Annotated in this window: 16 protein-coding genes; 8 read left to right on the forward strand and 8 right to left on the reverse strand. The window is 26.3% G+C overall.

What is annotated here, in order from left to right:
- Positions 1-178: 178 nt before the first annotated feature.
- From ACTG45_RS03430 to ACTG45_RS03445, 4 genes are all read right to left on the reverse strand, one after another.
- Positions 179-616, reverse strand: a complete 438-nt coding sequence (locus tag ACTG45_RS03430; RefSeq protein ID WP_021383283.1) for a LytTR family DNA-binding domain-containing protein — start codon at positions 614-616, stop codon at positions 179-181.
- A gap of 256 nt (positions 617-872) precedes the next feature.
- Positions 873-1,022, reverse strand: coding sequence for a YvrJ family protein (locus ACTG45_RS03435; RefSeq protein WP_044212660.1), 150 nt, complete (start codon positions 1,020-1,022; stop codon positions 873-875).
- Between the two features lie 12 nt (positions 1,023-1,034).
- Positions 1,035-1,265 (reverse strand): DUF2922 domain-containing protein, encoded by a 231-nt coding sequence (locus ACTG45_RS03440; protein WP_021383274.1) that lies wholly within the window; start codon positions 1,263-1,265, stop codon positions 1,035-1,037.
- A 275-nt stretch (positions 1,266-1,540) separates the two neighbouring features.
- The gene (locus tag ACTG45_RS03445) at positions 1,541-1,762 is read right to left on the reverse strand and encodes a DUF1659 domain-containing protein (RefSeq protein WP_021383264.1); all 222 of its coding nucleotides are present in this window, start codon (positions 1,760-1,762) and stop codon (positions 1,541-1,543) included.
- A gap of 471 nt (positions 1,763-2,233) precedes the next feature.
- Between ACTG45_RS03445 and ACTG45_RS03450 the strand changes: the two genes are divergently transcribed.
- The 8 genes from ACTG45_RS03450 (at position 2,234) to ACTG45_RS03485 (ending at position 10,968) form a co-directional block, all read left to right on the forward strand.
- Entirely contained in the window at positions 2,234-2,491 is a 258-nt protein-coding gene (locus tag ACTG45_RS03450) for a Mor transcription activator family protein (RefSeq protein ID WP_021383279.1), read from the forward strand.
- Positions 2,492-2,943: 452 nt separating this feature from the next.
- A complete protein-coding gene (locus ACTG45_RS03455) occupies positions 2,944-4,197 on the forward strand; it encodes a conserved phage C-terminal domain-containing protein (RefSeq protein ID WP_479919825.1) in 1,254 nt (417 codons plus the stop codon).
- Between the two features lie 700 nt (positions 4,198-4,897).
- Positions 4,898-6,199 (forward strand): replicative DNA helicase, encoded by a 1,302-nt coding sequence (locus ACTG45_RS03460; protein ID WP_021383295.1) that lies wholly within the window; start codon positions 4,898-4,900, stop codon positions 6,197-6,199.
- 75 nt (positions 6,200-6,274) lie between these two features.
- Positions 6,275-6,550, forward strand: a complete 276-nt coding sequence (locus tag ACTG45_RS03465) for a Mor transcription activator family protein (protein ID WP_021383291.1) — start codon at positions 6,275-6,277, stop codon at positions 6,548-6,550.
- Positions 6,551-7,393: 843 nt separating this feature from the next.
- Positions 7,394-7,624 carry a 4Fe-4S dicluster domain-containing protein gene (locus tag ACTG45_RS03470; protein WP_167640312.1) on the forward strand — a complete coding sequence of 77 codons (231 nt, stop codon included), beginning with the start codon at positions 7,394-7,396 and terminating at the stop codon, positions 7,622-7,624.
- Positions 7,617-8,198 carry a 4Fe-4S binding protein gene (locus ACTG45_RS03475; protein WP_021383294.1) on the forward strand — a complete coding sequence of 194 codons (582 nt, stop codon included), beginning with the start codon at positions 7,617-7,619 and terminating at the stop codon, positions 8,196-8,198. The genes ACTG45_RS03470 and ACTG45_RS03475 overlap by 8 nt, the downstream gene beginning before the upstream one ends.
- A 199-nt stretch (positions 8,199-8,397) precedes the next feature.
- Positions 8,398-8,553 (forward strand): hypothetical protein, encoded by a 156-nt coding sequence (locus tag ACTG45_RS03480; RefSeq protein WP_479918150.1) that lies wholly within the window; start codon positions 8,398-8,400, stop codon positions 8,551-8,553.
- A 729-nt stretch (positions 8,554-9,282) separates the two neighbouring features.
- A complete protein-coding gene (locus ACTG45_RS03485) occupies positions 9,283-10,968 on the forward strand; it encodes an ABC transporter ATP-binding protein (RefSeq protein WP_479918151.1) in 1,686 nt (561 codons plus the stop codon).
- 133 nt (positions 10,969-11,101) lie between these two features.
- Here ACTG45_RS03485 and ACTG45_RS03490 read toward each other — a convergent pair whose 3' ends face one another.
- Genes ACTG45_RS03490 through ACTG45_RS03505 form a run of 4 tightly spaced genes read right to left on the reverse strand, consistent with a single transcriptional unit; the run spans position 11,102 to position 14,141 of the window.
- Positions 11,102-11,695: an ATP-binding cassette domain-containing protein gene (locus ACTG45_RS03490; RefSeq protein ID WP_479918152.1), complete on the reverse strand. Its 594-nt coding sequence runs from the start codon at positions 11,693-11,695 to the stop codon at positions 11,102-11,104.
- 25 nt (positions 11,696-11,720) lie between these two features.
- Complete coding sequence (locus ACTG45_RS03495; RefSeq protein WP_479919826.1) at positions 11,721-12,488, reverse strand: ABC transporter permease; 768 nt, start codon at positions 12,486-12,488, stop codon at positions 11,721-11,723.
- Entirely contained in the window at positions 12,457-13,464 is a 1,008-nt protein-coding gene (locus tag ACTG45_RS03500; protein ID WP_479919827.1) for an ABC transporter substrate-binding protein, read from the reverse strand. The genes ACTG45_RS03495 and ACTG45_RS03500 overlap by 32 nt, the downstream gene beginning before the upstream one ends.
- A 26-nt stretch (positions 13,465-13,490) precedes the next feature.
- Complete coding sequence (locus ACTG45_RS03505; protein WP_479919828.1) at positions 13,491-14,141, reverse strand: Crp/Fnr family transcriptional regulator; 651 nt, start codon at positions 14,139-14,141, stop codon at positions 13,491-13,493.
- Between the last annotated feature and the right edge of the window lie 129 nt (positions 14,142-14,270).

Below are 14,270 nucleotides of genomic sequence, written 5' to 3' on the forward strand. Positions count from 1 at the left end.
GTAATTTAATAGTATATCTCAGTTATGATAATATATTATTTCTTATATTTTGGCTAATTATTTCTACACTAAATACAATCAGTTAGTATTTAATACTAAATATATTGTATTATTTTGATTACAAAATAGGTCAATAAATATACGATTAGTGATATTAATAAAGTATTTTAGATTTTATTTAAATATTTAGCTTTTCTCTAATATTTTTTATGTAACGGCGATTGATAATAACTTTTTCATTATTTGTTAAAGTAGCTTGCATACGATTATGCGATATTATTTTTGTGCTCTCTATGTAGTCCATATTTAAAATCATGGATTTAGATATACGTGAGAAAGATGTATTAACTAATAGTTTTGATAGTTTATATATTTTCAAATCAACTTCAAACACATCATCTTTATAATAAGCAAATGTCTTGTTTCCAACTGTCTCAAAATATAAAATGTCACAGACATTAAGTTTATAAATTTCTCCTGACTTTTTTCCTTTTATATCAAGTAGTGGTGTACTTAATAATGAAATTATTTTTTCGATGTTATTATCTAATGTAGAGCATTTTATAGTTATTTCAATATCATCACAATTAGTAGCTTGTTCGACATGGATTTTCATTAATCATCACCTCATTTTATTACTGTCATTAGAATAGCATTATATTTTATTTAGTCCAACTAGATGCGTTCTAAATTTCAAATTGAGTATGGTAAAATTCAAAAATAAAATAGTGAAATTCAAATTTGAGGTGGTAAAATTCAAAAAAATACTATAGATATTTGGAATAAATTTCCAAATATCATAGTATTTTTCATAGAATATATCTAATTATTTTACAAATAGACCTATTTTATGATTTAATATATTGTCAAAATTACTTCTTAAATACCAAAATGTTTTTAGATAGCGTATCAATACTGTTTGATAAAGCATTTAATTTACCCTCAATTCTAACCAATAAATACATGGATAGAGCTATAGGGAAACCAACATTGGTTATTAACAGTTGCAAACTATCGTCCATGAAATCATCCTCCTACTCTATAACTAAGTCATAAGGAGTGGTATTTGTTTCTACAACCTTAGCTTCAACAGCAGAAGCAAGGTCAAATCCTCCAACTAAAAAAATATTTTTAGATATTATCAAATCCATAACAGATTTTATGTTTTCTTCAGTTAAGCTATCTTTTGGGTTTTCTATAGAAAAAGAAACTTGTTTATCCTTTACATTTTTAAAACTCATGACTAATTTTTTCTTAATCTCCATACAGTTACCTCCGTTATAATAATTTATATTTTTAATTGTTAATATTAATGGTTGATTTTAATTTTTGCTAGTATAGAAAATGTTTTGGTATTACTTAAATTGAATCGCGAAAACATTTAAAAATAGTTAACATGTTTAATATATTAATCTTTAAAGTATAAATAGATTAAAGATACAACCTACAAAATATATAGAACATTGAGTGCATCATATAATTTATCATTTTATAAAGTTTCGGTGTTTTAATTTGCGAATTAGATTATATTTAAAAAATATTATTTAGATAGTGATGTACTGTCTAATTTTAAAATATCTACAATAGGATTTTCCTGAAGACTTGCTATTGCTTCTGCAACAGCATAAACATCATCATCTAATGCTTGTGCTTTTACGTTTGCAAATGACTTGCTTTTAATAACCGCCTTACCCTTATCATCAAAACCAGCATCCAATTTTAATTTTATACTAGATAAATTTTTTGTTGAAACAACTGCCATAAAATTACCTCCTAAAAATTTAATTTCAAAGATTTGTCGACTTTCTTTGGTAACTATAATACTATCATCTAAGATAATATCGGAGTTAAACAGTAATTTCTTAAGATTATTTGTGTAAATTTTTATTGGAAAATTTTTGATATATGTATATTTGGTTAATTTATATGTTATGTTTGGAGATAAGTTTTTAATGGTTTTGATATAGAATTTGTGTATTTTTCTATGGGTTGAGCTATTATTGTATAAAATTCTAGGTGTTTAAAGTTAAGTAATAAGGGTTAGATATTATGTTAAAAAAATTATTAAATTTAATCTTTAAATAAAAAAGTTAAAAGTCCAATATTAACATTTTACCTTTAAACCAGTAAAATCTTTATTAAAGCCAGCAAAGTTATTAGATTATGAAAAATTTTGTTAAAAGTACTAAACTTTGTTAAGGCTACAAAAACATTTTAAAGGGGAGTGTAGTTTATGAAAGTAAAATTGGAAGATATACCAGTTCAGTTCCATGCAATGATAGAAATAGTTGGAATTGATAAGTTTATAGAGATTACTAAGCTGTATGGAGGGACAAATACCTATATACCTACATGCAAAGGGATTTTTAGATATGCAAGAGATAGGGAGATAGTAAGACAGTTTAATGGAGTAAATTACAATGAATTGGCTGCTAAGTATAATATGTGTGTAGGTAATATTAAGCGAATACTGAATGAAAATGGTATATAAAATATAATACAAAGTGTCTTATAAAGTCTAAGGGTAAAAGATAGAAAAGACATTTTGCAAAGTTTTTTTTAGACAAATTAAGCAAATTTATTACTTTTTAATTTAAATACATTGTATATTCTGTAAAAGAATTTGTTAGATACTGGAGATATATTGAGAATATAAAGAAAATAGTCGAAAATATTTGTTGGCTAAAAAATAGATAAAATGATACAATTGCTTGTACAAAGGGGAAAAAACAATAAATAAGCTATATAAATAAAAAAATATAAATTAATATGACATAATATATTGTATATTTAAGGATATAAATAGATATTTTAAGGAATTAATTGTGTAATTAAAAAAATATTAAAATAAATATATATTTATATTTAAAATATTATGTTATTTATATAAAATAATAATTATCATATCACAAGCACTTATTAATAGAAATGGGGGAAACAGAGATGAGTAATGGATTTTACAAATTGAATTCAGTGGTATTGGGTTTTGATATAAAGAATGATATTAACAAAATAAGATTCAATCATTATATAATGAGAAAGGAAAATATACAAAGGCTTCAAGGTACTTTACCAATGGGTCAATTTTATATGACAGTGAGAAGAACTGCTACAGATTTACACCTTTCTATTTCTACCATAAGTAGGCTTGTAAGAGAGTTTTTGGATTTAGGAATAATAAAGTTGGTATCTAAAGGTGTAAAAGGTAAATCTCATTCTATATATAGCTATATCAGTATAGAATTTGATGGAAACCTATCTGAGGGCAATGACATAGATAGTAATGTTAATGGCGATTTTGTTGACAGTAATATAGAATTTGATTGTGATGTAAGATGTGATGAGTTTAATGATGAGTTTAACAGTGATGTGAATGTAGGGCTTGAGTATAACAATAATAAGGATTTGTCTAATGATACTGGCAATACAGAATATAGTCATAATAATTTCCATAACAAAGATACTATAATTAATAAATCCATTTCTAATATTAACACTATCAAAAATTATATCAATGAACATTCTAATATAAAAAAATCAAAAGGGAAAAATTCTAACCCACTATCAGAGTCAATAAATCTAGACCTTAATGATACATACAATGACACATGTAAAAGAATTGGTAATACTACAGGAAATAATCAGAATAAAAATGTTATAAAACCTAGTAATAGTAAAGTTTCCAGTGATGTAGGTATGATGAGTAAAAACAATTCCTTTAATAACACTCATGATATACAAAAAGAAACTAAATCTGTAACAAATAAAAAAGAGTCTTTAAATAAATTTAATAAAAAAAATATACAGCAAAGCATTATAAATATGCTAAATAAAAAATCAGGAAAGAACTTTAAATTCAATTCTCCAACAAGCATAAAACTTATCAATGAAAGGCTAAAAGAAGGTTATGTCTTAGAAGATTTCTACAGAGTTATTGAGGTAAAAGTAGCTAAGTGGAAAAATACCATAATGGAAATGTATATAAGACCAGAAACTTTATTTAGCTATAAGTTTGAATCATATGTGAATGAAAACATATCTATAAAAAGTCAAAACAATATTTATCAGTGTAAAGAAGGCAGTAATCATGACAATTGGAGTTATGGATATTCTAATTATACAACTTATGATAACAGTAGTCGTGAGAGGAAAAAACATGAAAATGTAAGATACTGGAATCCTATATGTGAAATTTAATTAGTCTAATAATGTATTCGTAGTTAATTGATATATTTATAACTAGTAATGTATCTTTATTCTAATAATGTATTCATAACTAATAGTATTGTAACTAACAATATATTCATAACAAACAGCGTATCATATCATAATGAATAATATATCTATAACTAGCAATGTATTTTTATTCTAATGATGTATTCATAACTAACAATAGTATTGTAACTAACAATATATTCATAACAAACAGCGTATCATATCATAATGAATAATGTATCTATAACTAGAAATGTATTTTTATTCTAATAATGTATTCATAACTAACAATAGTATTGTAACTAACAATATATTCATAACAAACAGCGTATCATATCATAATGAATAATGTATTTATAACTAGCAATGTATTTATAACTAGCAATGTATTTTTATTCTAATAATGTATTCATAACTAACAATAGTATTGTAACTAACAATATATTCATAACAAACAGCGTATCATATCATAATGAATAATGTATTTATAACTAGCAATGTATTTATAACTAGCAATGTATTTTTATTCTAATAATGTATTCATAACTAACAATAGTATTATAACTAACCATATATTCATGACAAACAGCGTATCATATCATAATGAATAATGTATTTATAACTGATAATGTACTTAAAAATTAAAATATAAAAACTTATGAAGAAAGTGAGATTAATTTATATGGGTAAATCAAAAGATGTTGAAATAGAACAGTCTATTTTAGGCACAATTCTTTTAGATAATAAATTAAACTATAAGCTAGATGAATTAAGTGAGGACATGTTTATGGAAAATATATGTCTTGAGATATTTAAAATTATGAAAGAGCTTAAAAAAGAAAATATAGTGATTGATGTGGCTACTGTAAAATCTAAGATAGATAAAAAATCTCTAGCAATAAAAACAAGTGACTTAACTAATCTAATCACTTGGGGGAAGAGTTTTGGGCTTGATAGTCATATTAAGATTTTAAAAGAAAACTTGGCAAGAAGAAGTATAAATCAAAACTGTCAAAACCTTTTGCATAGTCTAAACCTTGGAGAAAACATAGATACCTGTATATACAAGTTTGAAAATAATATGAAAGAAATTTTAGATAAAGATACCCATGAAAATGACGATGTACATAGTATTGCAGAAAAGGTACTAGATTTCTTGGAAAATGATAAAGAAGTTGGTTTTAAATTTGGTATAAAATTACTTGATGCTACTATAGGTGGGCTTTTTAAAGGGGAATTAACTACTATAGCAGCTAAATCTGGAGTTGGAAAGACTGCTTTAGCACTTCAAATAATGCTAAATTCATTTAAGCAAGGAAAAAAGACTTTGTTTATAAGTAGAGAGATGACTAGTGAGCAAGTATTTATGAGAAATATATGTAGGGTAACAGGTGTAAGTACAAGGGATATGAAATCTAAGGAGATAAATGAAAATGATTGGAAGCTTATTGTACATGCAATAGGGGATTTGAGTGAGAATAACTTAATTTATATAAATGACAAGATAGATACAATTAGTTCAATTAGAAAGAGGATAAGGCAGGTAAAGCCAGATTTATTAATAGTGGATTACGTGCAACTCCTTACATCTCAGAAAAGTATGGATAAAAGGGAAAGAGAAGTAGCTACATTTTCTAGAGAGCTTAAAAATATGACTTTGGATTTTGATATACCAATAATTCAATTAAGTCAGTTAAATGATGAAATGAAAGATTCAAGACCTTATGGGGATAGACCCATGAGGGATAGTAAAGCTATCTACCACGATAGCAACAATGTGGTTTATATACATCAATTAAAAGGGAGTGATTATGAAGAAGCAGTTAAGGATATAGGAGAAAGTGAGGAAGCAGTCAGGGAGTCAGAATACAGGGGAATCAAGATGGTTGATTTAATAGTTGCAAAGTGTAGAGATGGACAGACGAAGCATAAGCATTTTTGTTACTTTGGGGATAAGTTACATTTTCAGGAGCTAAAGTATTAGGTCGATAGGATAGCGATAATAAGCTTATTGAAAGTCGAGGAACATGAAACATAATATAAAATATGAGGTGAAAATATGCTAGAATTAGAGAAGATTATAGAATTACTTGAAGAACACAAGATAGAAGTGAGTATTCCAAAAGAATTACATAAGTATAATTTGCTGGAGTATCTTAAGTTGTGTCAACAAAGTGGGGGAACATATTTTTATATTAAGACAATGGAAGGTGCTTTAAAAAATGCTAGAAATGAGCTTATGATTAAGTTGTTTAATGGAAAAAATTATATGGAATTAGCGAGAATGTTTGATATGAGCGTTATTAATGTCAGGTATATTGTAAGAAAAAAATAGAGTTGATTTGGAGAAGGCAATTTTGATTATGCAAAATTTTATAAAGCAGGAACCCTGTGACTTTATTCATGGGAGCTTCAGATATTTCATAAAATATAGGCTAATATAGTTGGGGTGAAATTGTGATTAACAGATTAAAATTGTGTATAAGTTTAAGGTTATAGATGAATCTAAGTGTGATTAATATCATGATTTTGTGAATAAAGTTGGAGTTATATGTGAGTTAAATGTATGGTCAACAAGGCAAAGTTGTGTATAAGATTATGAGTATGTAAAAGAGAAGGATTTGATTAGTAAGGTAAAGTGGGATGGATAGTTAAGAATATGTAATATTTTAAGATATTAAACTATATTAATAAGGTAAAGTAGCGTTTGTAGTGAAAGTTTATATAAGAATATGATGTGTGATTTATGAAGTAATATGTGTATAAAGTTACGAGTATAGACAGGTTTAAACTGTGAATAATATAGTAGGATTGTGTATAAAGTTATATCTTATAGATAGGTTAAACTGTGGGTAATAGAGTAAAAATGTGTGTAAGGTTAGAACTAATAGAGAGATTTAGACTGTAATTAATAGGATAAGATTGTGTATAAAGTTATAGAAACATATAAGAAAATATTATAACTATGTCAAAGATTATATAATAAATATTTATATAAATAAACAGAAGAAGAAGCGATATGAAGTTAAATTAGATAAATTCATATCGTTTTTTCATTTAAAGTTCTTCTATAACTAGGATGCAATCTTTAATATTGGCATTTTATGTGATTAAGTCACAGATAAAAAGCAAACATATTGATATAATTCTTATAGATTAATAATATAGGGAGGTTATTATGTCTAATAAAAAAAAGAAGTATGCAAATATTTTAGAAAATGAGTGCGTAGCTTGTGGAAGCTGTATAAAAGTATGTCCAAGAGGTGCTATATCAGTTCCACATGGTATTAGTGCAAAAATTGATAGAGACTTATGTGTTGGGTGTGGTATCTGTGAAAAGACATGTCCAGCATCTGTGATTGAGATTATAACAATATTAAAAGAGGAAGAAGGTAAGTGTCATGAATAATAAAAAACATTGGTATGATTATTTATGGATTTTTTCTTCAATATATTTGATATTGGGATTTGTAAATATTATTTTCGCTTGGATTGGACTAATTTGTTTCTTTGTGCCACTAATTATTTCTATTGTTAAAGGAAATAAAGCGTATTGTAATAAGTATTGTGGAAGAGGACAATTGTTTAATTTACTTGGAAATAAATTAAAGCTGTCAAGAAATAAAGATATTCCTAAATTTATTAGAAGTAAGTGGTTTAGATATGGATTTTTGACATTTTTTATGGTGATGTTTATTAATATGCTTTTTTCAACTTATTTAGTATTTGAAGGGAGTAGAAATCTTAAAGAGGTAGTGACTCTGTTGTGGACTATAAAGATGCCTTGGCAGTGGGCGTACCATGGGACTTTGGTTTCACCTTGGGTGGTGCAGTTTGCTTTCGGTTTTTATAGTGTTATGCTTACGTCAACTGTCCTTGGTTTGATTACGATGGTATTGTTTAAGCCTCGTTCATGGTGCGTTTATTGTCCTATGGGTACTATGACTCAGATGGTATGTAAGGCGAAGAGTAAGTCTGTATAGAAAGAGTTTTTGTGAAGACTTAAGAGGTTTAATGTTTAAAGTTGAATATGTGTAAGATGAGTGATAGCTTTGAATAGATGTGATGAGTGTATAAGTGTAGGGAGCATAGATAGAGTTTGTATAAAACAAACTTGTTTATGCTTCTTTTTGATTTAGTAAGACCCTATAATATACATAGATAGACTTAAGGAGGTATAATATGTTAAACAATAGAGAGTTACTAATGGCTAATATGCTTAATACAATAGTTCAAAAATCTAGATTTGATTATAAGCTTCTACTTGAGACAGAAAATAGAATGAAGAGTCTAACAGAATCAGAATTGATACCACGAAATGAACTTATGAACTTGTAGAAGATTTGAATATCAAGAAATGAACTTATGAACTTATGTAAGATTTGAATATCAAGAAATGAACTTATGAACTTGTGTAAGATTTGAATATCAAGAAATGAACTTATGAACTTATGTAAGATTTGAATATCAAGAAATGAACTTATAAACTTGTGGAAGATTTGAATATCAGCGAAAAATACCTTGAAAATATTGAGGTAGATTTTGAGTAATGTTATAGAATGTATATTTTATACAAAGGATTTAAAGAAAGATTTATTAAAGTTAGACAACTCTCAAAAAAATAAGTTCTAAAAGCAATTAATAAGGTGCTTAAAAATAAGTCACCAAGTCCAAATGAGTATGGACAACCATTAGTAAATAAAGTATTGGAGTGTATTAATAATAAATTTTGATATAAATTTTTTCTATCTTAATATATCTATGTAAATATTGTATAATCATTTTATATAGTACACTTTAAAGTTTAACTATAAATATTAGACTATAAAAAGGGGATTTATATGATAAAACGAGATATTTACTCAGTACAGTTAGATTATATGTTAGCATAATGTACTGAGTAAAATATTAAATTGCTAACAAATAGAACTGTACTGCTAAAAATTTTAGATTTTGTTAACTTAAAGTGATTAATAATCACACTAAATTTTAAAAATAAAGAAACATTTTATATATAAAATTTATTCTAAGTTAACAAGTAAAATAAATAAGGATAGGTGTACAGTTATGAAATATTTACTAGAGATAGCAAAACAAGAGAGGTTATTAGTTTTTATATATTTAGCATTGGGAATAAGTATAGAACTTTTAAATAGTTTTAGTGCCAATTATTATCAGAATCTAATAGATAGATTTAATAATGGGACTATAAATTTTCAAATAATTTTTATTTATGGTGCTGTATTAATTACCTTGTCTCTTTTAAGGTATATTGATGAATATCCAGGTAGGAAACTAGAGCATACCTTTTTTTTAGATTTGAAATTAAAAGCTTTGGAAAAAATGAGTAAAATAGATTACTTAGAATATCAAAAGTTAGGTACAGGAAAATTGATTCAAAAAATTGAAAATGGAGTTAATGCGGGTAGAAATATATTTTTTGACTTTTTATTAGCTGTTATTAGAAAAATAATTCCATCAATTTTATTCAGTATGGTTTTTATTTGTAGGATTGATAAAAAAGTTATGTTTACTATATTAATTGGATATTTTATAGTTTTTATTATTACAAATTTATTAATCAAAGCTCTGTATCAAATTAAAGAGCATATATTAATTAATGAAGAGAAGATGAATCATTTTTTAGTTCGTGGATTTATAGAAATGATTGTATTTCGAGTAAACAAAAGATTTAAGTATGAAATTTGTCAGTCAAAATCTGCAAAAAAGGAAATCATTGATTCTAAGGTTAAAATGACACTGATTCATGAAGCTTTCTTCACGATTTTTTCATTAATAGTGACTTTTATAAAAATATTAATAATAGTTTATGGCTGGAAAACTAAAACAATAAGTATAGGTTCTATAATTGCCTTGATAACATTACTAGATAATGCATATACTCCTATAGCTATTTTTAATGTATTGTATATTCAATTTAAACTAGATAAAGCAGCATATAAACGTTATACTGATATTTTAGAACTTAATAATGATAGTCAATTGTTGTCTGGTAAAAAAGTTGATTTAACGCATGGGAACATTGATTTTAATAATATTAGATTTTTGTACGATAATAAAAGAAAGATATTCAATGGACTTACTTTAAGTATTAAAAGTGGAGAGAAGGTAGTAATTGTTGGAGAAAGTGGTTCTGGTAAATCTACTTTAATTAAACTTTTAATTGGGTTATTAAAGCCAAATGAAGGAACTATATTTATTGATAATTACAATCTGCTTGAGATGAATTTAAATAACTACTATAAGTATATTACATATATATCACAAGATTCACCCATATTTGATGGAACCTTACGTGAGAATATTGTATTTGGAAAACCTATAAAAAGTAATGATATTATTGATGTATTAGAAAAAGTAGGTTTAAAAAAATTATATTTAAAATTAGAATATGGTTTGGATACTAAATTGGGAGAAAAGGGAACTACATTGTCGGGTGGAGAAAAACAGAGACTAGCATTAGCAAGAATTTGGTTTTCAGATGCTAAGATAATTATATTAGATGAAGCTACATCAGCTTTAGATAATATTACAGAAGAAAAGGTTATGTTAAATGTTATGGAGTTTTTAAAAGATAAAACAACTATTATGGTTGCTCATAGATTAAATTCAATTAAGAGTTTTGAAAATATAATTGTTCTTAAAGATGGTAGTATAATAGGAAGTGGAAGTTTTAAAGAATTATTAAATGATAATTCATATTTTAGAGAGTTATACTATACAATATCATAATTATTATGTAGAAGAGCTGTAAGTAGATTTGTGTAAAAATAAATTTACCTACAGCCTTTTTAGTATATGAAATTAGTAGGTTTGAAATAATGTTTATATAAAATATTTAAGGGTTTTAAAATGAAAAAAGTATTTATATTGAAGGCATCTTAAAATCAATTATTGATTCCTTATGACTTCTAAAATATTTTATATCATCCATATCATGAGTAATTATTATAGCACTTTTATTTTCCAGCCTACCTATAACAAAATCCATAACCTTATACTTAGTTTCCATATCCAGTCCTTTAAAAGGCTCATCCATTATAAGCAAGTCAAAATCATACAACAAAGCTCTTAATATTGCTATCCTTCTTTTCATACCTCCACTTAACTCTCTGACCCTTTTATTGATACAACCCTTCAAATCCAATACTTCTAAAGCATTTTCAATTTCTAAATTCCCCAAATTCTCACAAACTAACTTTATATTTAACAACACACTTAGATTTTCACATAAACTATCATCTTGAAATACTGCACTAATCTTTTTATGACTGATACCTGTAATTTTTCCACTATCTGCTTTCTCTAGACCCATCAATATTCTTATTAATGTTGTTTTGCCAACTCCAGATGTTCCAGTTATAAAAGTTATAGAATTATCTTTAAAAGTATTACTAAAGTTATTTAAAATAATTTTATCATTATATTTTTTGCTTAGATTCTCAATTACTATATCCATCTAGCTTATCTCCAATCTTTTTAATCTAGTTTATCTCTAATCTTTTTAATAAATAGTCTATCAATGACAAAAATCCCTTTTGAAAGCAAATACTTATTATAATTATAACTATAGTCCATGCAAATAAATCTGGAGTATTCAAATATACCTTAGCCTTATATAGTTTTTCACCTATAGAATTAGCTGGCATACCTATTATCTCTGCTGCTATCCCGGATTTCCAACATAACCCTAAAGAAACACTACATGCCGCTCTTATGTAGGGCGCTACCTCAGATAAATATATGTACCTTACTTTTTTTATTTTACTCACTTTAAATACTTTTGCCATATCATTTAGCTCTCTAGATATACTATTTATCCCATTTAGAATATTACTATATACTACTGGCAACACCATCAAGAAAGATATAAAAATGGACAAGTTCTTTGAAGATATCCATATTAGAGAGAGTATTATAAATGAAGCTACGGGTATAGATTGTATTGTAAGTATCAATGGTTCAACAAGTATCCTAAAATTTTTTTTACTCGATGCTATTATTGCAACTATTATCCCTACAATAAAAGCTAGTATAAATCCTGTTGTTATTTTCATAAAAGAAAAGAGTATGGATTCCCAAAACTCAAAGCTTGTAGATAATTCTAATAATCTTTTTAAAGCTGAAAAAGGAGATACTAAAAGTATCTCCTGACCAATTATCATACTACCTATTTGCCAAACTGTAAGCCAAAAGATTATTGCTAGTATATGGGCTTTACTAATTTTCTTGGATGTAGTAGAAATCTTCACCTGGCATCTTTCCTCCTATTGACTCTGGATTAGCTTCATAAAGTACTTTTAAGTAATTGTTTAGTGTAGTTTTCATTGTAGTACCATCTATAAATGTTATATTGCATTTTGGTATTGCTTTTTTTGCTACTTCTGCTGGTACTATTTCATTTTTCTCAATAAGTTTTGAAGCTTCATCTATATTGTTATTTGTAAAATCAACTGACTTTTTGTATTCTTCCAAGAAGCTCTTAACTTTTTCTGGGTATTTCTCAACAAACTCTTTTCGTGCAACAACAACTCCTGTTGTTAAAGCACTTTCAATATCTTTATCTTTATTTAAATTATCCCATTCTTTTGTCAAATCTAAAGCTACTCTTAAGTTGTCGCTCTTAGTCAATGCTGTTGTTACAAATGGTTCTGGGAGCAACGCTATTCCATCTTTGTTATTTAATAATGCTGCCAGACACTCTGTATGTTCTGATTTATACTCTATGTTGACATCTTCAGATGGATTAATTCCATTTTCTTTCAATATGTAATTCAAAGCATACTCAGGAGTTGACCCCTTACCACTAGCGTAAATCGTTTTTCCTTTTAAATCATTTACATTGTTTATAGAATTTCCATTTTCAATTATGTATAAGACTCCTAATGTGTTAATTGCTAGAGTTTCTACTTCACCTTTACTATTATTATACAAAACAGATGATAGATTTGCTGGAATAGCAGCAATATCTATTTCCTTGTTAATGAGTTTAGGTGTAATTTCATCAACAGAATTTGCTATTGTAAATTCATAACCATTTTCTTTTTTATCATTTTCGTCACTAATCATTTTAACCATTCCCATTCCTGTAGGTCCCTTTAGTGCTGTTACTTTAGCAACCACCTCAGGTTCTTTTTTTTCCTGTGTCTCTTGTGGTTTTGACGCACATCCTGCCAACGAAACAGTTATTAATGATACTAGTAATAATATTGATAATTTCTTTTTCATAAAACTTTCCTCCTTATTATTTAATATTATATTTCATATAGAATCTGTGTTAATTTTTCTTTATTCAATATTTTTATACTCCTTTTATTAAATTCTAAGCAATTTTCACTTTGTAATGACTGCAACTCCCTATATAAAGATGCTCGACTGACATGAAGTCTTTTACTTAATTCCTCTTTAGAACATTCTAATAAAACAATGCCATTTTTACCGTTTTTTTCTAGCAAGTATTCGATAATCTTCTTTTTACTAGATTGTATATTTAAAAATTCTATCTTTCTCAGTAAAAATTGTATCTTTCTATTACAGTATCTTGAATATTCTAAAGCGACAGTAGTATCAGACTTCATCATTTCTATAAAGTGTTTTTTGGGATAAAAAACTACAGAAACATTACTTTTGCATTTTAGTACAGTATCTAAAGATTCCTCATCAAATATATTGGAAATTCCAAAAACATCGCCTTCCTGTATAATAGACATGTTAACTTCACTTCCATCACTTGATATACAATATATAGATACTTGTCCTGTTTTAATCACACCTACATAGTACTCTTTATCAAAAAAATCGCTTATAAATTGACCTTTCTTATAATGTTTTGTCTTTATCTTATCTTCTATAATGTATCTTTCAGAAAATAATTTACTATTTATTAATACTTCTTTTTCACTCAAAGTCATCACCTTTTCTGATAAATATTCACTTTGATTGAAATAATATCATAGTATTTATCAAATTACAACAATATTGATAATTATTTTCAATAGAGTTTATTTATTAATTGTCTCATTTGATACAGTTTT

This window comes from Clostridioides sp. LIBA-7602 (assembly GCF_056688945.1).

Coding starts and splice junctions, on each gene's coding strand:
- ACTG45_RS03450 (WP_021383279.1), top strand. CDS start 2,234: ATGAAAGTAAAATTGGAAGATATACCAGTTCAGTTCCATGCAATGATA.
- ACTG45_RS03475 (WP_021383294.1), top strand. CDS start 7,617: ATGAATAATAAAAAACATTGGTATGATTATTTATGGATTTTTTCTTCA.
- ACTG45_RS03445 (WP_021383264.1), bottom strand. CDS start 1,762: ATGGCAGTTGTTTCAACAAAAAATTTATCTAGTATAAAATTAAAATTG.
- ACTG45_RS03455 (WP_479919825.1), top strand. CDS start 2,944: ATGAGTAATGGATTTTACAAATTGAATTCAGTGGTATTGGGTTTTGAT.
- ACTG45_RS03500 (WP_479919827.1), bottom strand. CDS start 13,464: ATGAAAAAGAAATTATCAATATTATTACTAGTATCATTAATAACTGTT.
- ACTG45_RS03440 (WP_021383274.1), bottom strand. CDS start 1,265: ATGGAGATTAAGAAAAAATTAGTCATGAGTTTTAAAAATGTAAAGGAT.
- ACTG45_RS03465 (WP_021383291.1), top strand. CDS start 6,275: ATGCTAGAATTAGAGAAGATTATAGAATTACTTGAAGAACACAAGATA.
- ACTG45_RS03435 (WP_044212660.1), bottom strand. CDS start 1,022: ATGGACGATAGTTTGCAACTGTTAATAACCAATGTTGGTTTCCCTATA.
- ACTG45_RS03480 (WP_479918150.1), top strand. CDS start 8,398: ATGTTAAACAATAGAGAGTTACTAATGGCTAATATGCTTAATACAATA.
- ACTG45_RS03470 (WP_167640312.1), top strand. CDS start 7,394: ATGTCTAATAAAAAAAAGAAGTATGCAAATATTTTAGAAAATGAGTGC.
- ACTG45_RS03490 (WP_479918152.1), bottom strand. CDS start 11,695: ATGGATATAGTAATTGAGAATCTAAGCAAAAAATATAATGATAAAATT.
- ACTG45_RS03430 (WP_021383283.1), bottom strand. CDS start 616: ATGAAAATCCATGTCGAACAAGCTACTAATTGTGATGATATTGAAATA.
- ACTG45_RS03460 (WP_021383295.1), top strand. CDS start 4,898: ATGGGTAAATCAAAAGATGTTGAAATAGAACAGTCTATTTTAGGCACA.
- ACTG45_RS03485 (WP_479918151.1), top strand. CDS start 9,283: ATGAAATATTTACTAGAGATAGCAAAACAAGAGAGGTTATTAGTTTTT.